Annotated in this window: 20 protein-coding genes, 2 tRNA genes and 1 pseudogene; 14 read left to right on the top strand and 9 right to left on the bottom strand. The window is 63.7% G+C overall.

Annotation, left to right across the window (positions count from 1 at the left end):
• The 7 genes from M1617_06005 to M1617_05975 form a co-directional block, all read left to right on the top strand.
• On the top strand, nt 1-416 hold a 416-nt coding region (locus M1617_06005; GenBank protein ID MCL5887828.1), incomplete at its 5' end, for a nucleotidyltransferase domain-containing protein.
• 103 nt (nt 417-519) lie between these two features.
• Nucleotides 520-1,317, top strand: a complete 798-nt coding sequence (locus tag M1617_06000; GenBank protein MCL5887827.1) for a metal-dependent hydrolase — start codon at nt 520-522, stop codon at nt 1,315-1,317.
• Nucleotides 1,318-1,407: 90 nt separating this feature from the next.
• Nucleotides 1,408-1,653 (top strand): zinc ribbon domain-containing protein, encoded by a 246-nt coding sequence (locus M1617_05995; GenBank protein ID MCL5887826.1) that lies wholly within the window; start codon nt 1,408-1,410, stop codon nt 1,651-1,653.
• Nucleotides 1,654-1,740: 87 nt separating this feature from the next.
• The gene (locus M1617_05990; protein MCL5887825.1) at nt 1,741-3,129 is read left to right on the top strand and encodes a helix-turn-helix domain-containing protein; all 1,389 of its coding nucleotides are present in this window, start codon (nt 1,741-1,743) and stop codon (nt 3,127-3,129) included.
• 84 nt (nt 3,130-3,213) lie between these two features.
• On the top strand, nt 3,214-3,834 hold the full coding sequence (locus tag M1617_05985) for a hypothetical protein (protein MCL5887824.1): 621 nt from the start codon (nt 3,214-3,216) through the stop codon (nt 3,832-3,834).
• Nucleotides 3,835-3,961: 127 nt separating this feature from the next.
• Nucleotides 3,962-4,037, top strand: a tRNA-Lys gene (locus M1617_05980).
• Between the two features lie 10 nt (nt 4,038-4,047).
• Nucleotides 4,048-4,123, top strand: a tRNA-Glu gene (locus M1617_05975).
• A 7-nt stretch (nt 4,124-4,130) separates the two neighbouring features.
• Here M1617_05975 and M1617_05970 read toward each other — a convergent pair.
• Both M1617_05970 and M1617_05965 read right to left on the bottom strand, forming a co-directional pair.
• Entirely contained in the window at nt 4,131-5,378 is a 1,248-nt protein-coding gene (locus M1617_05970) for a site-specific integrase (GenBank protein ID MCL5887823.1), read from the bottom strand.
• Entirely contained in the window at nt 5,375-6,022 is a 648-nt protein-coding gene (locus tag M1617_05965; protein MCL5887822.1) for a hypothetical protein, read from the bottom strand. The genes M1617_05970 and M1617_05965 overlap by 4 nt, the downstream gene beginning before the upstream one ends.
• 139 nt (nt 6,023-6,161) lie before the next feature.
• Between M1617_05965 and M1617_05960 the strand changes: the two genes are divergently transcribed.
• From M1617_05960 to M1617_05950, 3 genes are all read left to right on the top strand, one after another.
• Nucleotides 6,162-6,707 carry a thioredoxin family protein gene (locus M1617_05960; GenBank protein ID MCL5887821.1) on the top strand — a complete coding sequence of 182 codons (546 nt, stop codon included), beginning with the start codon at nt 6,162-6,164 and terminating at the stop codon, nt 6,705-6,707.
• Nucleotides 6,704-7,420 (top strand): sulfite exporter TauE/SafE family protein, encoded by a 717-nt coding sequence (locus M1617_05955; protein MCL5887820.1) that lies wholly within the window; start codon nt 6,704-6,706, stop codon nt 7,418-7,420. Before M1617_05960 ends, M1617_05955 begins: the two co-directional genes overlap by 4 nt.
• A gap of 137 nt (nt 7,421-7,557) precedes the next feature.
• Nucleotides 7,558-7,794: a hypothetical protein gene (locus M1617_05950; protein ID MCL5887819.1), complete on the top strand. Its 237-nt coding sequence runs from the start codon at nt 7,558-7,560 to the stop codon at nt 7,792-7,794.
• Between the two features lie 18 nt (nt 7,795-7,812).
• Here the strand turns inward: M1617_05950 and M1617_05945 are convergent, their stop codons facing one another.
• The 7 genes and pseudogenes from M1617_05945 to M1617_05915 all read right to left on the bottom strand — a co-directional run bounded on the left by M1617_05945 (nt 7,813) and on the right by M1617_05915 (nt 13,899).
• Nucleotides 7,813-8,616: a metallophosphatase family protein gene (locus M1617_05945; protein MCL5887818.1), complete on the bottom strand. Its 804-nt coding sequence runs from the start codon at nt 8,614-8,616 to the stop codon at nt 7,813-7,815.
• Complete coding sequence (locus tag M1617_05940; protein MCL5887817.1) at nt 8,616-9,005, bottom strand: DUF2703 domain-containing protein; 390 nt, start codon at nt 9,003-9,005, stop codon at nt 8,616-8,618. The genes M1617_05945 and M1617_05940 overlap by 1 nt, the downstream gene beginning before the upstream one ends.
• Before the next feature lie 99 nt (nt 9,006-9,104).
• Nucleotides 9,105-10,208 carry an ACR3 family arsenite efflux transporter gene (gene arsB, locus M1617_05935; GenBank protein MCL5887816.1) on the bottom strand — a complete coding sequence of 368 codons (1,104 nt, stop codon included), beginning with the start codon at nt 10,206-10,208 and terminating at the stop codon, nt 9,105-9,107.
• Nucleotides 10,209-10,326: 118 nt separating this feature from the next.
• Nucleotides 10,327-10,791 (bottom strand): C-GCAxxG-C-C family protein, encoded by a 465-nt coding sequence (locus tag M1617_05930; GenBank protein ID MCL5887815.1) that lies wholly within the window; start codon nt 10,789-10,791, stop codon nt 10,327-10,329.
• 622 nt (nt 10,792-11,413) lie between these two features.
• Nucleotides 11,414-13,138: pseudogene (arsA, locus tag M1617_05925) on the bottom strand (arsenical pump-driving ATPase).
• Nucleotides 13,131-13,463 carry an arsenite efflux transporter metallochaperone ArsD gene (gene arsD / locus M1617_05920; GenBank protein ID MCL5887814.1) on the bottom strand — a complete coding sequence of 111 codons (333 nt, stop codon included), beginning with the start codon at nt 13,461-13,463 and terminating at the stop codon, nt 13,131-13,133. Before arsD ends, arsA begins: the two are co-directional and overlap by 8 nt.
• A 1-nt stretch (nt 13,464) precedes the next feature.
• A complete protein-coding gene (locus tag M1617_05915) occupies nt 13,465-13,899 on the bottom strand; it encodes a metalloregulator ArsR/SmtB family transcription factor (protein ID MCL5887813.1) in 435 nt (144 codons plus the stop codon).
• A gap of 281 nt (nt 13,900-14,180) precedes the next feature.
• On the opposite strand from M1617_05915, the gene M1617_05910 reads away from it, so the two are divergent.
• The 4 genes from M1617_05910 to M1617_05895 form a co-directional block, all read left to right on the top strand.
• Complete coding sequence (locus M1617_05910) at nt 14,181-14,777, top strand: type IV toxin-antitoxin system AbiEi family antitoxin domain-containing protein (GenBank protein MCL5887812.1); 597 nt, start codon at nt 14,181-14,183, stop codon at nt 14,775-14,777.
• On the top strand, nt 14,774-15,724 hold the full coding sequence (locus tag M1617_05905) for a nucleotidyl transferase AbiEii/AbiGii toxin family protein (GenBank protein MCL5887811.1): 951 nt from the start codon (nt 14,774-14,776) through the stop codon (nt 15,722-15,724). The genes M1617_05910 and M1617_05905 overlap by 4 nt, the downstream gene beginning before the upstream one ends.
• Before the next feature lie 42 nt (nt 15,725-15,766).
• Nucleotides 15,767-16,900: an acetate/propionate family kinase gene (locus M1617_05900; GenBank protein MCL5887810.1), complete on the top strand. Its 1,134-nt coding sequence runs from the start codon at nt 15,767-15,769 to the stop codon at nt 16,898-16,900.
• A 62-nt stretch (nt 16,901-16,962) separates the two neighbouring features.
• Nucleotides 16,963-18,375 (top strand): phosphoketolase family protein (locus M1617_05895; GenBank protein ID MCL5887809.1); only part of this gene is annotated, 1,413 nt, incomplete at its 3' end.

The following is an 18,375-nucleotide window of genomic DNA, read 5'->3' as shown; positions in this document are numbered from 1 at the left end:
TCCACCTCCAACTGCAGACTGATGTTAGCAGAGGCCGAGGTGGGCGGCGAGGGGGTGGGGGCGAGGTGGTATCATGCGGAGAGGAGTCCTCAAGTTGGAGAGAGCCCGTGGTTTGCGTTTTGGAAGACAATATGGATGCAATCGCAGCTGCATGTCGTCACCACGGCGTGCAGCGCATGTATGCCTTCGGCTCAGTGCTGCGAGATGATGTTCGGCCGGGCGAGAACGACATCGACATCCTGGTGGAGTTCAAGTCCATGTCACCATTCGAGCTAGTCGGCGCCTATTTCGAGCCACTGGACGAACTTCGCGAGATTTTCGAATCCCCTATCGATCTTGTGATGGCCGATGCAATCAAGAACCCCTACATCACCGCCGATATCGACGAACACAAGCAGGTCTTGTATGTCGCGTGATTATCGAGCATATCTCAATGACATCCTGAACCGCTGCTTTGCAGTCACATGGATGCGGTTTTACCTTTGCTGATGCGACAACCGATTACTCAAGGAGGACTCGTTGAACGGTGGCGCCCATCTCACAATTGGTACTGGTTCTACGGTGGTCGGTCTTTTCGCGCTAAAGGCACTAGGGGTGTCTCTGGATCCGCTGACCATCTTGTTAGGCGCGATGGCAGGAGGGCTAGGCGCTCTTGCGCCGGATCTAGATCATCCGGATTCCAAGGCGAGCAATAGCTTACCGGACAAGCTGTTCGGCCTGGCAATCAGTCTGGCGATACCCTTGGTGTTCATCGGAGGGCTATTCGCTCTCTTCGGCCAGAGGTTGGGCGGGGTGGATCTGATAACTCCACTCATGCCGATACTTGAGGCGGTCGGTATCTTGATGGGCTTCGCAATTGCGCTGGTCATCGCCTCGAAGCTCATTCGCCGCCACACCTCGCACAGGGGTGCGACACACTCATACTTCGCCGCCGGAATCGCGACCATGTTTGCGGTTTTGGTTTGCCTCGTATTTTCTTGGCCGGCCTGGTTCGGGTTGCTGTTTGGATGGGGCTGGCTGACTCATCTGTGGGCAGACTCCGCAACTAAGGTGGGCTTGCCTTATCTGTGGTGGTTGCCCTTCGGCAACAGCGGAAACGTGACTCCAGTCGCTGTTCGTGCTTCGATTCCCGTCAGGGAAGTTCCGCGTCGTCAGCCGCTATCTGTGGCCCCATTGGCGGTTGAGTCGGTGACTCCGGTTTGCCCCAAGTGCGATGTGCCCATGATTTTGCGGACCGCTAAGCAAGGTGCGCAAAAAGGAAATCAGTTCTACGGATGCAAGAATTTCCCCTCCTGTCGGCAGACTAAGCCCGCCTGACCATTTCGGCGAGGTGGATCACGCCCCCGCCTCCCTTTCGGCTAACATATGTCCATCCGCAAGCTAGCAGTCAGAGGAGAAGGGGTAGCCATGGGTTTCTTTGAGGGTTTCAAGCGCGGGGTAGCGGGCGATGACACGCAGCACTACAGCATCGCAGGAACGCAGGTGCGCTGCGCCCACTGTGGTGGCCAGGACTTCGACACCGGGAAATCCCTGCTGAACACCACGGGGCTGTCGTTGCTCGGACTCGACTGGGCGAACCGCGAAGCCACCGTGCTGATCTGTACGAACTGCTCCCATATCGATTGGTTCTTGGAAGCCCCGGAGCGGATCTGAGCCGCCCCAACCGGCGGAGTAGCTCCAAGGGCCCCGGGGTGCGTATTCTACTCGGAAGTCGTTGCGCTTCCGACCCTTCTGAGTATAATGCCGAGTATGGACTTCAACCGCCTCATACGCTCGCCTGAGGGCAAGACGCTCGAATTCAAGCGCGACCTCTCGTCGGCGGGTCCGATCGCGCGCACCGCATGCGCCTTCGCGAACACCGCCGGCGGCACGCTGCTCATCGGGATCGAGGATCGCTCCTCGGCGGTCGTCGGGGTGCAAGACCCGCTCGATGCCGAAGAGCGCCTGGCCAGCATGATCGCCGACAGCATCACCCCGCGCATCCTTCCCGACATCGATATCATCCCGTGGCGCGACACGCACGTCATCGCGCTGCGCGTGCATCCCGGGCCATCGCGCCCGTACCACCTGACGCAGGCGGGACCGGAGGCGGGCGTGTACGTGCGCGTCGGGTCGACCAATCGCTGCGCCGATGCGCAACTGACCGCAGAGCTGGCACGCGGCGCCCGCAACGAGAGCTTCGACGAGCAGCCGCTACCGGACCTCGGGGTCGACGCGATCGATCGGCAGGCGTGGCGCGATGCGTTCACCGGCGTCCGTGACGTTCGCGCCCGCGACCTGCGCACTTTGCGACTGACGACCGAGCACCACGGCCGAGAAGTCCCCACGATCGGCGGCCTCCTGCTCTTCGGTGAACAGCGACTCGAACACTTCCCGGATGCGTGGGTGCAGGCCGGGCGCTTCAAGGGGGCCACCAAGGCTGCGATCGTGGATTCGGCAGACATCCGCTGCCATCCGCACGCGGCGGTCGAGCAGGCGTTCGCGTTCGTGCGGCGCAACACGGCGCTCGCGTTCGCGGTGCACGGCGGCGCCCGCCGGATCGAGGTGCCGGAGTACCCGCCCGAGGCGGTGCGCGAGGCGATCATCAACGCCGTGGTGCATGCCGACTACTCGCAGCGCGGAGCCCCGGTGCGCCTGGCGATCTACGACGACCGGCTCGAGGTCGAAAGCCCCGGGCTACTCGTCCCCGGGCTCACGATCCCCGACATCCTCGGCGGTGTCTCCAAGGTCCGCAACCGCGTGATCGCGCGGGTCTTCCGCGAACTCGGGCTGGTCGAGCAGTGGGGCAGCGGCATCGGCCGGATGCGCGAGGCGTGCGCGGCGGCAGGCGCGGCCCCTCCGCTGCTCGAGGAGGTCGGCACTCACTTCCGAGTGACGCTCTTCTCGGCACGCGACGGCGGCCCCCGCCCGATGGACGCGCTCGACTCTGCGACGCTCGAGGCGCTCAGATCCGCCGAGGGACTCACCACGAGCGAGCTTGCCGCCGAGATTGGCCGGACGCCGAGGGCGACTCGGAATCGGCTGCGCAGGCTGGTCGAGCTGGGGCTTGTGGTCGAGCTGGGCAGCGGGCCCAACGATCCGCACAGGCGCTACTTCGTCGCCGAGGAGCCGGGCAGGTATGGGAGGTAGTTGGCAATCCAGGGTATATGGGACTAGAGTTACTCAGGGGTAGTCGGTGGTCGGATGCGAAGGAATCGGTCGAGGGGTGGTCGCATGACAGGGCGGTTCATGATGGTAGCGGTGTTGATGGCTGCGCTGCTATTTACGAGCGGTTGCGAGCCGACGCAGGGCGGCGCCGACGCGGTCTACACCCAGGAGGTCCCGCCTGCGGGGGCACCACATTTGCCGCCTGGCACCAGCGTCGAGGCGACTATCGTCGGAACCGGAGATGCAACAGCCCTGCTCGAGAGCCGACCGGAGCTGGCAGAGGCGGTGATCTTGGAGCTGCCCGGATACCTCGGTTCGATCGGTCTTTCCGGCAGCCACTTCACAGTGGCGACGGAGGTCCTGGGCGGTAGAGAGAGTGAGGGCGGAGCGGAACTCTACATCGACGGTGTCATCCATTGGTGGACCCTTGAAGGAGGACGACTGGAGTACCAGAGCGCTGGGGAATTCATCGGCCGGATGCGCTTTGAGGAGTCAGCCGACAAGCTGGTCTTCTCGGCATGGGATCAACCCCTCGACGGCGCACTTCTGATTCCGGGGATCGAAACCCTCTTTCCGCGGCCCTACTCGGATCGAGCAATCTCACGGCTAGGTCCCAACCGGGCGGAGATGTGGCGGCAGGGCGAGCAGCTTGGCCAGGAGTGGGCGGCCAGCCAAGTGGCGAACTGAGACCAGGAGGCTCTTGCGCGTGCGACCTTCCTGCGTAAGACGATAGATATTCGTTGACCTCGTTGGCAAGGCACGATAGACTACCCGTTGCTTTGCGGATTACCTGATGTGTGTCCGGAAACGAAGCGGGTCGTTAGCTCAGCTGGTAGAGCAGGGGACTTTTAATCCCAAGGCCATAGGTTCGATTCCTATACGACCCACCAAAATGAATATGCCCCCATCGTCTAGTGGCCAAGGACTCCGCCCTTTCAAGGCGGCAACAGGGATTCGAATTCCCTTGGGGGCACCACATTTCCTCAGGTCAGAGGGGGTACGGCCTCTGATTTGGTGCCCGATTTGGTGCCCGATTGCTTTTCTACTGCACCTAGAGCGCCGCTGAACAGGTCGCCGATACTGTCGGCCGCGGCCCTCTGAGTGACCCGATCGGACCAGCAATAGGTGTCCATCGTGTACGCCGACGAGTGGTGACCGGCGATCTCCTGGACGACCTTCGGGCTGTTTCCCTGTCTGAGCATGAGCGAGAGCGCGGTGTGGCGCAGGTCGTGGAACCTCGGCGCCAGGCGCGAGGACTTCCTGAACTCCTGCCAGACCCACTCGAACCGCGACGGCCACCACGGTTCGCCATTCTCTTCAGAGAACACCAGCGGGCCATACTCAAGCTGGTAATCCTCGCCGGCGAGCTCTCGACGCGCCCGGCGGTCCTCGTGTTCATCCTTAGCGAATGCCAGCGCAGTGACCAGGATCGCGGGCATCTCGATGGTCCGACGCGATCTCTCGCTCTTCGGGCCCTTCAGCTCGTAGCCGCCGGGTCCCTCGTCCCACGCTCGCACGACCGAGAGCGTACCGCGCACGAGGTCAACATCATCCCAACTGAGTGCGAGGATCTCGCCGCGCCGCATGCCGGTCGTGACCGCCAGCAATACGGGCAAGTAGAGCCGAGTCCCTTCCACTGCGTTCAGAAGCGCAGCGACCTTGTGTTCGCCGAGTACCTCGACTCGATGTCGCTTCGGTCGAGGCAGTTCAACGCCACGCTCGGTGTCGGCCGGATTGAATGCGATCCTATCTAGCTTGACGGCCTGCGAGAGGGCCTTGTGTAGCACGGCGTGTGTCTGGATCACGGTGCGCGCCGAAAGCCCAAGTCCGCCGTTCGCCTTGGGTAGCTGCATGCGCGTGTACAGCGCCTGGATGGCCTCCGCGCTGAGCTTCTGTAGGCGCAGCTCTCCCAGTTCGGGCTTCAGGTACCGTCTGATGATTCCCTGATAGCCCTTGAGCGTCGAGCCCGCCCGTCCGATCGGCGCATAGTCCTTGATCCATACGTCGAGCCAATCGGCCACGCTCTGGCCCTCGGGCTTGACGTACATACCTCGGTCACCGGAGGTGAGTAGTCGTCTCATCTCCCGGTCGGCTGCGGACTTGGTGCCGGTGACGTAGTAGAAGTCGCGTTGGCGATTGCCGGCACCATCCCGACCCCGGTCAATGACGATCTTCCACCGATCGCGGACTACCTTGCCCTCTCTCTTGTAGGGCTGCACGTGACCCTTCATACCCCGGTGCCTCCAGACACGGTTTGACGATGCATTCGCTTCCGGCACCGGTCACTGCAGGTCTTCCTGTCAGACCGGGCCTCGGTCGCATCCCACCAGTCGCCACAGACCGGACACGGGCGATACTCTCGCTGCCCGTCGACCGCGAGCGCGAACTGCAGCCACATAGCCGCGATGAGTGACCGAACTTCGAACGTGAGCCGGAGACCATCTGGCTGCGCGCTCGTTACTCGCATCACCACGCGCACGGTCGCGCACATCTCCGATATGAGATTGGCGAGAGCGGCCCGGGCCGCCGCCTCGGGGAGGCTGGCCTTCATGAGCGGCGTGGCAGGCTCGAACTGCTCGTCGAACGTCTTCGGAGTGGTCAATCCGAGGTCGTGCTGCGCCGATGCGGTGCGTGTCCAGACCATGTACTTGGGTGCGGGCTTACCCGGCTCGACAAGGGAGTCGTACGGCTTCACGAGCAGATCCGTACCTATCAACTCATCAGCCCTTCCTTCGTTGATCGCGTCCCACAGTCGAACTGCGAACGCGAGCATCTGACGGTGCCCCCGCCAGATCTGGAGACTGCGCCCCTCCGAGTACACGAGGAACGGGTCATTGCTCGCCATCTCCTCGGCAGTTGCGATGTGGTCACCCACAACCACCACACCGCCGCCATCGTCGCGCGCATCGTGTTGGTCGCGCTTGCTTCGATTCCGATCGGCTATCTGCTCGAATGGATCATGGGCATCGGACTTGGCGACAGTCCAAGACCGCCAAGTGAAGGGACAGTGATAGGTGAGTAAGAACAAGCAGTCCAAGCCAGCAGTACCTGAGGTCGCGAAGGCGGGGGGCGCATCTGGGGCGCCGGCGCGTTCGAAGAACGCGATCGTTCTTCTCGTTGTGGCGGTATTCCTTGGCTTCATCGTCATGAAGCTGGCGCTCGACAGCACCGCATCCACGGTCTCACCTGGGACAGAGGGCGCGACATCGGGTACGAGTATCACCTCGGTCCGCAACGACGCCATGGTGGACTACGACGCAGCCGTGGCATCGGGGAAACCGATCTACGTGCTCTTCCACTCGCTCACCTGCGAGCCATGCGTCGAGATCTCCGCTGTTGTTGATCAGGTGATGCCGGGCTATGAGGGCGACGTCGTCTTCGTCAACGCCATCACGGACGACCCCTCGGCTCAGCAGCTGGCTGCCCAGTTCTCGTTCCAGTACATCCCGACGTCGTTCTTCATCTCGCCGGGCGGCACCGAAGTGGTCGACTCGTTCACCGGCGCGATGGAAGATGCGCAGATGCGCGGCTACCTGGACGCCCTGGTGAAGGCCCAGTGAACATCGAGAGCCTCGCATCGGGCCTGACTTCAGGGAACGTCGGTGGCATCGCTGCGTTCGGCGTAGCCTTCCTGGGCGGTCTCGTAGCGGGGTTCGGCCCGTGCATCCTGCCGATGCTGCCCGCGGTCTTCGGCTATGTCACCGGCATGGTCACTCGGGATGCCGAGGAGGCGAAGCCACGAGCGGTTCTCGCGCGGGCGTTGGGGCTCTCGATGGTCTTCGTGCTCGGTATGAGCATGGTGTTCGCGGTCATCGGGGCGGTCGCAGGATTCCTCGGGCGAGCCCTCCTGTTCGGCGCGTGGGCATACTACGTGATCGCGGCGATCTGCGTGGTCATCGCGCTGCAGTTGCTGGAACTGATCCATCTGCCGGTGGACAGGCTCAACGCTCTGATGCCGCTGAAGCGGCCGGAGCGGCGAGGCGTCATCGGTGCTTTCATATTCGGGATGCTGTTCGGTCTCGTGGCGTCCCCGTGTTCGACGCCGATCCTCGCTGCCATAGCAGCGATAGCTGCGACGACCGGCAGCGCTGCAAAGGGCGGCGCACTTCTGTTCGTGTACGGCCTTGGAAAGGGAGTGCCGCTGCTGCTGCTCGGCCTCGCCTCGGGCTCACTCGGTCTGATGCGAAAGGTGTCGCGTGTGACGCCAATCCTCACGAAGATCGGCGGCGTGGGGCTCCTGGGCGCCGCAGCCTACCTTGTCTATCTCGCATGATGTCCTAAGGGGGACGTATGGAAGAGCTTGTCGTCCGCGTGGTGCCGGAGCCGGCCTGCGGTTGAGGCAGCGGATCCGACTGCTGCGACACGCCCGAGTCGTTGCTCGGTGAGATCACCGAGGGTGCGACTTGAGAGATGCCGCTGCAGTGGCGCCTCCACGTGCTGGAGGCACAACTAAACGAGCGCGCGCCGCAACTGGTGGTGGTTGCGGAGACGAGCCTGTATCACCTTGTCGGCGCCGAGCGGGACGCGGCGATCGATGCACTGGTGAGAGGTGCAGAGTTGCCACTGGTGCTCGTGGGTGATCGGGTGGCGTGTACGGGCTCCCTTGATGCAGATGCCGTTCACGCGGCGATTCGCGAACTCGAGTAGCGGGCGGGGAGAGCGGCCTCAGCCGGTCCGGAGCGCCTCGGCGAGCCTCGGCGGCAGGCCAGCGGCAATGACGGCCTGCGCCACCCGTTCGATGTCATAGGCGACCCGATGCACCACCACGCCGAGCCAGACCCGCTCGCCGCCCGGTGCGCCCACGGGTCCTGCGGCGTGGTCGTCAGGGCAGGCACCATTCATCTCGGTCTTCGTACCGAGCACGAGCTCGACCCATCCCGCGCGCGGGTCACGATCCTTCGGCTTGCCCGCCGAGCCGCTGCTCACGTAGTGGATGGCCCGGCCGTTCTCGGCGGTCATCACGCGGTGGTAGGGGATGTGGATGTGCCCGATGCAGACGATATCGGCGGCTGCCTGGTCGGCGAGCCGGACAAGCTGCGCGTCCTGCCGGTCGAGGAGCAAGTACTCGTTGATCTTACGCGGGCTGCCGTGCGCCAGTAAGACGCGGATGCCCTCGTGCTCGAGCCGGATGTCGGTCGGAAGCGTCGCGAGCCACTCGTGATCGGCGTCGTCGAGCGCCGCGTCGGTGAACGTGTAGGAGGCCGCGCCGTCGGTCTTGGCCTGCTCGGTGGCGTAGTAGCAGCCGCACTCGCCGCGCCGGGTGCCCACTCCCTCGTCGTAGTTGCCGCGGATCGTCGGGATGCCGAGGGTGCGGATGCGTTCAACCACGCCTGACGGATCCGGCCCGTAGCCCACCAGGTCGCCGAGGCAGTAGACCTCGGTCAGTCCGGCGGCATCGATGGCGGCGAGCACGGCCTCGAGGGCCACAAGGTTCGCATGCACGTCCGAGAAGAGCGCGATGCGTCGCATCAGCAACAGCCGCCCACATCCACGGCGCCAAGAGCCGCGAACGCGGCATCGCGGATCTGCTCTGCCGTGTACGACTCGAACACCGTGCCCTCGACTTCGATGGCGCCACAGCACGTGCTCTCGCCAAGCAAGTCACCGCAGCTCGGGCAGTCGGTCGACACGCGCTTAGCCCCGAGCCACTCCTCGACGGGTCTGCCGTTGATGAGAACGGTGTTGGAGGCATCGATGGCATCTGTGGATGATGCGTGCTCGATCAGGCTCACGCGGACGTTCAGGGCAGACAGGACGTTCTGCAGGTCACGTGCGGCCGAGCGCACGGTTTCCACGGTGGTGCCACACCGGTCGCAGGTCTCGTCTCCGACGCGCAGTACCGTGGTCTCTATCACCATGCTTCTCGGTGATGGTGTGCAGCAACCCATGTGGTGCTCCATTCCTCGGACGGGTCTCTCGTCTATGCTCCCGCGGGCGACAGCGCGGGCCTCGTCACCTTACGCGTCTGCCATCGCGACAGCGCCGGGCTGCACCCGCAGGTTGTACCGCTCCCTCGTTCTGTTCGCGATCCACACGAGTGAGAGCATGACGGGAACCTCGGTGAGTACGCCCACGACGGTGGCGAGTGCCGCACCGGATGTGAGACCGAAGAGCGATATGGCTACCGCGACGGCAAGCTCGAAGAAGTTCGAGGCGCCCACAAAGCCCGCTGGTGCACCAATGGGATGCGGCAGCCTCCAAAGCCATGACCAACCGTACGCGATCGCGAAGATCAGGTACGTCTGGATGACGAGCGGCACTGCGATCAAGAGGATGTGAAGCGGGTTCGAGACGATGGCCTCACCCTGGAAGATGAAGATGATGATGAGCGTTGCGAGCAGCGCGATGATCGTGACGGGGGCGAGCGCCGGGAGGAACTTATCGGAGAACCACTCGAGTCCCTTGCGCTTGATGAGCTGCACGCGAGAGACCCAGCCCAGCACGAGCGGCACCACGACGAACAGCACGACCGACAGAATGACCGTGTCGTACGGCACCATGATGTCCGACAACCCAAGCAGGAACATCACGATCGGCGCGTAGGCGAACAGGATGATGAGGTCGTTCACCGCTACCTGCACGAGTGTGTATGCAGGATCGCCGTCGGCCAGGTACGACCACACGAACACCATCGCGGTGCAGGGTGCGGCGCCCAGCAGAACCGCACCAGCCAGGTACTCGCGGGCCAGGTCGACCGGGATCCACTTCGTGAACACGATGTTGAGGAAGAACCACGCGATCGCGTACATCGTGAACGGCTTGATAACCCAGTTGGTGACAGTGGTGACCACCAGGCCCTGCTTCTTCTCGCCGACACGCTTGAGCGAGGCGAAGTCGATCTGCAGCATCATCGGGTAGATCATGAGCCAGATCAGCACCGCGACCGGGATCGAGATCTGTGCGTACGTGAACTTGGACAGCGCTGTGGCAACGCCAGACCACGCGTTGCCCACCAGGGTGCCTGCAATGATGCAGAGCGCCACCCAGAGCGTCAGGTAGCGTTCGAACACCCCCAGGCGCTTCTTCTCGGTTGGTGCGCCGGTTGATGCATTCTCACTCATATCGCGCTCCTCATCGGTTCTTCCGCTGCCAATATCACAGCCGCTCATCGAGCGGCGATTCCAAGGTTGCAGCCCGTCCCGCCGATACTCTGCGCGGGATGCCGGGACCCAACCGCTGTCACACGTTCTCCGGCTTCGGAGTCCACCTGTCCCAATCTGGATCTCTATCGAGCATGCGGGCCACGTGTTCCGTCACGTCTCCGGTGAACCTCACGCACTGGTCGATGTGTGCCGGCGAGCCGAATTCGAAGTCCCGGATCAGCACACGGCAGCACGTGGAGCCTTTGTCGCTCTTGAACCAGTCGTGAAGCTGCTTGGCCTTCTCAAGGATGACCGGTGCATCTTCACCCGGGACGGCGCGTCCGTAGACGAGACCGAGCACCATCTGACCGGCGGAGAGTGCACCGCAGGTGCACCCGCCACTACCGAGGGCTCCCATGCCGACAGGAAAACCCGATGCCATCTTCAGCGCATCATCGGACAGGGGTCGGCCGAGTTCCTCGTTGAAGGTGTAGAGTAGCGCCTCCGAGCACAGGAGCTGCCCGCTCCGGTAGAGCTCTTCCGCTCGCTGGCGCAATTCCATCTGATCCACCGCCCATCCCTCCTCGCTCGCGTCCATACTTGACTGTTTGGTTGACCCAGCATGACCGGACCGGTCTTGCCAGCGTCATCAACCACCGCCAGATGAACGCGGCGCCGCCAAGGGACCGCAACACCCACCGGCCGTCGGAGCTACGGCGAATGCCTTGATCGCATGGGGATACTCGCATTTGGGGCACATCATCTCCGGAAGGACCGGGGCTTCTGCCTCGATCTCCACCTCGAACATCGTGCCGCACCGGTCGCAGTAGTAGACGTACCTCACAGCCCTGACCTCCCATTGACCGATTGAACGCCCGTGGGGTCATCGACTGCCGGAGGCGTCTCTTGGCCCAACCGTCGCATCACGCACTCCCGGGGGTGCCGCAGCAGCCCGTTCCCACGGCGCAGCAACGTCGCGTTGAATCGCTCGCCTCGCCAAGCAGATGGGCACCCGTAGCCCCGCACAGAGGACAGGTGTGTTGACGAGGGGCGAACTCAGCAGTGCCGAGCGATACCTCGAATGAGTACTCACAGGGGTCACAGCAATAGACGTAATGAGTTGTCCCACCCGGTGCATCCAGGAGCGCCGCGAGATCCCTCCCGACGGGAGCCACAGGCACCCATGGGATGATGGCGACACGGTCGGCATGCTCGGACACAACACGCTCGATATGACGCACCTCGTTAGCCGCTCTGCGCCGCAGCACAGGGTCGTCGGTGTCAACGAGCGCGAAGCTCTGGTTGACCACCCATGCGTAAGGGAAGATGCCCGCTCGCTCCAGGTCGGCTTTGAGACGATTGGCCTCACTCACGGGTGTCGCTTCCGCAAGCGTGACGATGAGTATCTTCGTGAAGTCGGGATCCCAGAGGTGCGGGAGCAGCTCCAGAACCTCCGCCGGCGTATCAGTCGCGTTGCGGGAGACTTCTCGATGGTAGGCCTCCGAGGAGTCTATGAGCAGCAGCGTGTGCCCGGTGGGCGCAGTATCGAGGATGACAAAGCGGTCGGTCGCGCGTGCAACGATTCGGGCGAACGCTCTGAACACCGCTATCTCCTCGGTGCACGGCGAACGCAGATCCTCTTCGAGCATCGCGAGTGCGGATGGGTCGAGTCCCTCGCCAGCCGTGGCGAGGACCTGTTCGCGATACGCGGCGACCTCGGCTGCTGGGTCTATGCGGCTGACCTCCAGCAGCTCGCCCGCTTCACCCACGGCATCCTCGACATGCGCTGCGGGATCGGTGGTTGAGAGGTGTACGGGAAGCCCGCGCCTCGCCAGCTCAAGGGCTATCGCGGCTGCGACCGTCGTCTTGCCCACGCCGCCCTTCCCCATGGTCATGACTACGCCCGAGCCGCGCCAGGCGATCTCGTCAACGAGCGCACGTAGCGATTCCGTTCCTGAGATATCGATCTCGATGCTGGGTCCGTCGCTCACGACCTGCGGTCCGGGACGGGCTGAGAGTAGGCCGCGTAGGCCCTCAAGACCCACGGGGGGCGAGACGATGAACGGGATTCGTGCGGCGGACATCCCGGCGAGATCCTCGGGCATGCCGCCGAGTGCTTCGTCACCCCGCCGCTGGAGCGCTTTGGCGATGGGGTCGTCTTCTGAGGATGCGGTGAAGAGTCCGTTCAGCACCAGCCGCTGGTTCTTGATCCCGAGCTCCCGGAGCTCTTCCGAGGACCGTGCGGCCTCCCTCAGTGCTGCCGTATCGGGTCGGGACACGAGCACGAGCGTGGTAAGCGCGGCGTCGGATAGAGCCTCCACCGTCCGGGCGTAGAGGTCCTTTTGCGCCGACAAGCCGGCTAGCGGGCCGAGGCAGGACTCGCCTGTGGTGTTCGTCTCGATGAACTCGCTCCAGGCCGAAGGAAGCGTCAGCAGACGCAGTGTGTGCCCCGTGGGGGCGGTGTCGAAGATGACCACGTCATACCCGGCAGTCGCCGCAGGCTCACCCACGAGGCCCGCGAACTCGTTGAATGCCGCGATCTCCACCGTGCATGCCCCCGAGAGTTGCTCCTCCATCGACGCCACCGCCGCGTCCGGCAGCACGCCGCGGTACGGCCCGACCATGGACTCCCTGTACGTGGCAGCCGCTACCTCGGGGTCGATGTTCATTGCATGCAGGCCATCAGCGCCAAGAATGGTGCGGGGCGTGTCGGACAGTGGCGTCGCCAGCACCTCGTCCAGGTTCGACGCCGGGTCCGTGCTCACGAGAAGGACTCTCTTGCCGGCGTCAGCGAGCGCCACTGCCACAGCGCACGCGACCGAGGTCTTGCCGACGCCACCCTTTCCCGTGAAGAACAGGACTCTGGTCGCCTCATCTGCGAGGGTCTCGATGGCTCCCCGGTCACTCATCGCCGGCTCCCTCATCCGGGAGTCCCAGAGCGTCGAGGAGCTCTCTCCTCGACGGGTAGGTCCTCTGCGAAATGACCTCGTCGTTGACGATCACGACTGGCAAGCACGATGCGTCCTCTTGATTCAGGAGCGCGAGGATCGTCGGGTTCTGCACGAAGGCCGCTGGCTCCTGTGCGAGGTTGAATCTCGTAACCTCGACCTCGTGGTGCTTCAGCCACGCCACATCTCGTGCGAACCTGATGAGTTCGGGATCGACGCTGGGGCCACAGACGCCTGTCGAGCAGCACATTGGCGGGTCATAGACCGTGATGGCAGCCGCGCTCATGTCAGCAGCCTCCTATTCCGGAGGTGCACGACACGGCACTCGCCGCGATCGACCCGAGTGAATGCTGGAAATCGTCAAGCACCGCCGGCACGAGGCAGTAGACCATGGCCGTCCCAACGGGTTGAGCGTGAATGAGGCCAGCCTCCTTCATCACGGCAAGGTGCTGCGATACTGTCGACTGCGCCAGAGGCAACTCCGAGAACACTTCATGTCCCCGGCACTCGCTCTGCTCCGACAGCAGGCGGGCGATGCGGATCCTCGCCGGATGGGCGAGCGCCTTAGCCACAAGCGCCATCTGCTCGTCAGTCATCCGCGCCTCCAATTCTGGCGTGTATCGTTCATCGGCTATGAACGATAGAACAAGTGGATGACGGTAGTCAACAGCCCGCCCGGATTTGGTGCCCGATTTGGTGCCCGATTTGGTGCCCAAATACATGGTGACTGTTGGTACTCGTTGGTACCTATTGGGACTCACCGCAGCTCTTGAGTACCAACGAGTCCCAAGTAGTCCCAGTAATCACAAGCACTATCGGGATTCGAATTCCCTTGGGGGCACCACATTTCCTCAGGTCAAAGACCTGGAATTCCCTGTTTTGGAGACGCGGCATTCGGCACCGCTCGTTTCCCGATTCGTTGTCCAAAAAGGGAGCTGGCATAAAAACTACCACAGTTGTTGATAACTGTGGTAACTTATATGCCATGAGGACACCTTCGGACATGGAGATCGCACGCGCAACAGCCGCATTCGAGCGTGCTGGCGGAGTTCTCGGCACCTCTGAAGCACTCGCCTCGGGCATCGAGGAGCGCACGCTGTACTGGATGCGTGACACAGGGCTCGTCGAATCGCTGTCCCGCGGGGTCTACCATCTTGCCTCATCGCCGCTGCCCGCATACCCCAGCGTAGCCGCGGTCTTGAGGCGCGCCCCCCGCGCTGTCCTGTGTCTGGTGAGCGCGCTCGAGTACCACGGCATCGGGACGCAGATCCCGGCGGCGGTTCAGATTGCGCTACCGAGGGGAGTCAAAGCACCGAGGATCGCCTACCCGCGTATCGAGCGGTTCTCCATGAACGCCGAGGCTATGACGGTCGGCATCGAAGAGCACGATATGGACGGGACGCCTATCCGAGTGTTCGAACTGGCCAAGACCGTCGCCGATTGCTTCAAGTATCGCAATCGCATCGGGCTGGACGTAGCCATCGAGGCGCTGCAAGAGACGATCCGCTCTCGTCGCGCGACGCCCGCGCAGGTGATGCGTTACGCCAAGGTCGACCGGGTGGAGCAGGTCATACGCCCCTACCTCCAGGCACTGATGTGAGCGCCCAGACGCCGATCGAGATACGCCGCCGACTGAGGGCTCGAGCGGCAGAGCTGGCCTTGGACTTCCAGCAGGCGGTTCTCTACTACGCGATGGAACGGTTCCTCTTCCGACTGTCGCAGACGCAGTGGTCGGATCGTCTCGTGGTCAAGGGTGCCGTCATGCTGCGTGTTTGGGATGCCGCCGTCGCACGCCCGACTCGCGACATCGACTTCCTCGGGCGTGTCGACAGCACACCGGAGGCGATCAGAGGCATCGTTGCCGAATGCCTCGCAATGCACTTCGACGATGGCCTCGTGTTCGAATCGAAGATTCATGCCGAGCCCATCACGGTTGAGGATCGCTACTCCGTGGTTCGCGTGAAGGTTGCTGGTGACCTGGGCGGAGCTCGGTTCGTCCTGCGCCTCGACGTCGGGATCGACGATGCCGTCGTGCCGGATCCTGGTTGGGTAGACTACCCCGCGCTACTTCAGGACGAGCCCCCGAGGATCCTCGCCTATCAACCCGCTACCGCCATTGCCGAGAAGTTCCAGGCCATGATCGAGATCGGGCTCGCTAACAGCCGGATGAAGGACTACCACGACATCTGGATGCTCTCGCGCACCCTGGAGTTCGACGGCCAGGATCTCGCCGACGCTATCCGCGCGACATTTCAGCGGCGCGCCACGAAGTTGCCAGCCGAGACACCCGCAGAGCTTACGCTCGAGTACACGAGGCAGGCGGAGACGTCACGGATGTGGGACACCTATCGGAAGGGGTTCTCTGCAGCGGCGGACGAGCTACCTGAGGATCTTCAAGACGTGGCTGACGCCATCGCTGCGTTCTTGATGCCCGCCTCCATCGCGGCAGCCAGCACCGGTGCCTTCGTAAAGACATGGACTCCGAATATGGGATGGGCACAGGGGCACCAGCAATCTACGACGGCGACTCCTTTGGGTCGCCGTTAGTTTTTGTTTAGGTCGCCGTGCCACAATGGGTATAGACCGTGCATGGACCATAAGATTCTCGTGATCAACTCCGGCAGCTCGTCAACCAAGTACAAGCTGCTGGCGATGAACCCGCGAAAAGTGCTGCTTGAAGGAAAGGTCGAGATCGGCCGAGCGTCCGGTGACACCGTGGCGCAGGTTTCCGAGCGGCTGCGCGTGGCCGCCTCGCAGATCGCGGGCATCACAGCGATCGGTCACAGGGTCGTCCACGGGGGAAGCCGGTTCACCGGTCCTGCCTACCTCGACCAGGAGACGCTGGAGGCCATCGCCACGCTTCGGCGCTACGCCCCGCTGCATACCGACGCGGTGCTGGCCGGAGTCCGCGCGACCGAGGAGCTGTTCCCCGGGGTCCCGCAGGTCGCGGTGTTTGACACCGCGTTCCATGCGACGCTGCCGGCGCATGCGAGCGCCTACGCCCTGCCGCGTGAGATCGCAGCGAAGTTCGACCTGAGGCGCTTCGGGTTCCACGGTATCTCGTGTCAGCATGCGCTGAAGGTCACCGCCGAGGCTCTCGGGCTGCCGCCTACCCAGTGCAACTTGATCGTCGTGCACCTGGGAGCTGGGGCGAGCGTGACGGCGATCGAAGCCGGGGCAAGCGTCGACACGTCGATGGGGCTGACCCCGCTGGAGGGGCTCATCATGGGCACACGTTGCGGCGACATCGACCCTGCGGTGCCGCTCTTCCTCCAGCAGGACCTGGGCATGACCGCTGGCGAAGTCTACGAGCTGCTCAACAACGAGAGCGGGCTTCTCGGCATGTGTGGTGCTGCGGACATGCGCGAGTTGCACTCGCTGGCAGCATCGGGGCACGGGCCCGCGACCCTGGCCCTGGAGGCTTTCTGTTATCGCGTCAAGAAGTACATCGGCGCGTACTGCGCGGTGCTCGGGCGGGTGGACGCCCTGGTGTTCACAGGCGGCATCGGCGAGAACGACGCGCGCGTCCGCGAGCTGGTGTGCGAGGGGCTCTCGTCGCTCGGCATCGAGCTGGACGGTGCGAAGAACACCGCGCCGAGCAACGGCATGCGCCCAATCTCGACCACTGGATCCCCGACGAAGATGTTCGTCGTCAAGGCCGATGAGGAGAGCGAGATCGCCGAACAGGTACTCCGATTCCTCGGTAAGGAGAGAACCGCGTGAAGACCTCGAACGAGAACGACCGCGCGAACGCCGCCCCGCTCACCCAGCAGCAGCGCGACACGATCGATGCGTGGTGGCGGGCGGCCAACTACCTGTCTGTCGGGCAGATCTACCTGCTGGACAACCCTCTGCTCGACGAGCCGCTCACCATCGAGCACATCAAGCCGCGCCTACTGGGACATTGGGGCACGACGCCCGGCCTCAACTTCGTGTATGCGCACCTCAACCACGCCATCAACCAGCGGGACCTCGACGTCATCTTCATCACCGGACCCGGGCACGGCGGACCGGCCCTGGTCGCCAACACCTACCTGGAGGGCACCTACACCGAGTCCTACCACGACGTGTCGCTCGATCGCGCGGGCATGGGCCGCCTGTTCAAGCAGTTCTCCTTCCCCGGCGGCGTCCCGAGCCACGTTTCGCCGGAGGTGCCGGGCTCGATCCACGAGGGCGGCGAGCTCGGCTATGCGCTCTCGCACGCATTCGGTGCCGCTTTCGACAACCCAGAGCTGATCGTCGCCTGCGTGATCGGCGACGGCGAAGCCGAAACGGGCCCGCTCGCCGCGTCCTGGCACTCCAACAAGTTCCTGAACCCCGCCCAAGACGGGGCCGTCCTGCCCATACTCCACCTCAACGGATACAAGATCGCCAACCCCGCGATCCTAGCGCGCATACCCCGCGAGGAGCTGCGCAGTCTGCTCGAGGGCTACGGCTGGAAGCCGTACTTCGTCGAGGAATCGCCTGGCACCGACATCCATCAGGCGATGGCCGCAGTCACGGATACGGTCATCGGCGAGATTCGGTCGATCCAGGAGCACTGCCGAAAGACCGGCTCCTTCGAGCGCCCCCGCTGGCCGATGATCGTGCTTGCGACCCCGAAAGGGTGGACCGGCCCCGACGTGGTCGACGGCAAGCAGGTCGCCGACTACTGGCGCTCGCATCAGGTGCCGCTTTCCGGGCTGCGCGAGAACCCCGACCACCTCACGATCCTCCAGGAGTGGATGCTCTCTTATCGACCGGAGGATCTCTTCGACGCTGACGGCGCGCCTCGGCCTTCGGTCACTGCGCTCGCACCCAAGGGGGCCCGCCGAATGGGCGCCAACCCGCACGCGAACGGCGGCCTGCTGCGAAAGGACCTCGACCTGCCCGATTTTCGGCAGTACGAGGTCGCGGTACCCGGACCCGGGACCACATTCGCCGAGGCCACTTCGGCGATGGGGAGGTTCCTCCGGGATGTCATGGCGGCGAACGGCTCGACCTTCCGGGTGTTCGGCCCAGACGAGACCGCTTCGAACCGCCTCGACGCCATCTACGAGGTCTCCCAGAAAACGTGGATGGCCGAGGTGCTTCCTGTCGACAGCGATGGCGGCAACCTCTCGCCTGAGGGCAGGGTGATGGAGATTCTGAGCGAGCACACCTGTCTGGGGTGGCACGAGGGATATGTGCTCACCGGGCGGCACGGCCTGTTCAACACG

It is taken from the genome of Actinomycetota bacterium (assembly GCA_023488435.1).
GTDB lineage: Bacteria > Actinomycetota > Coriobacteriia > Anaerosomatales > UBA912 > UBA912.
This window is presented reverse-complemented; position numbering and strand designations above follow the sequence as displayed.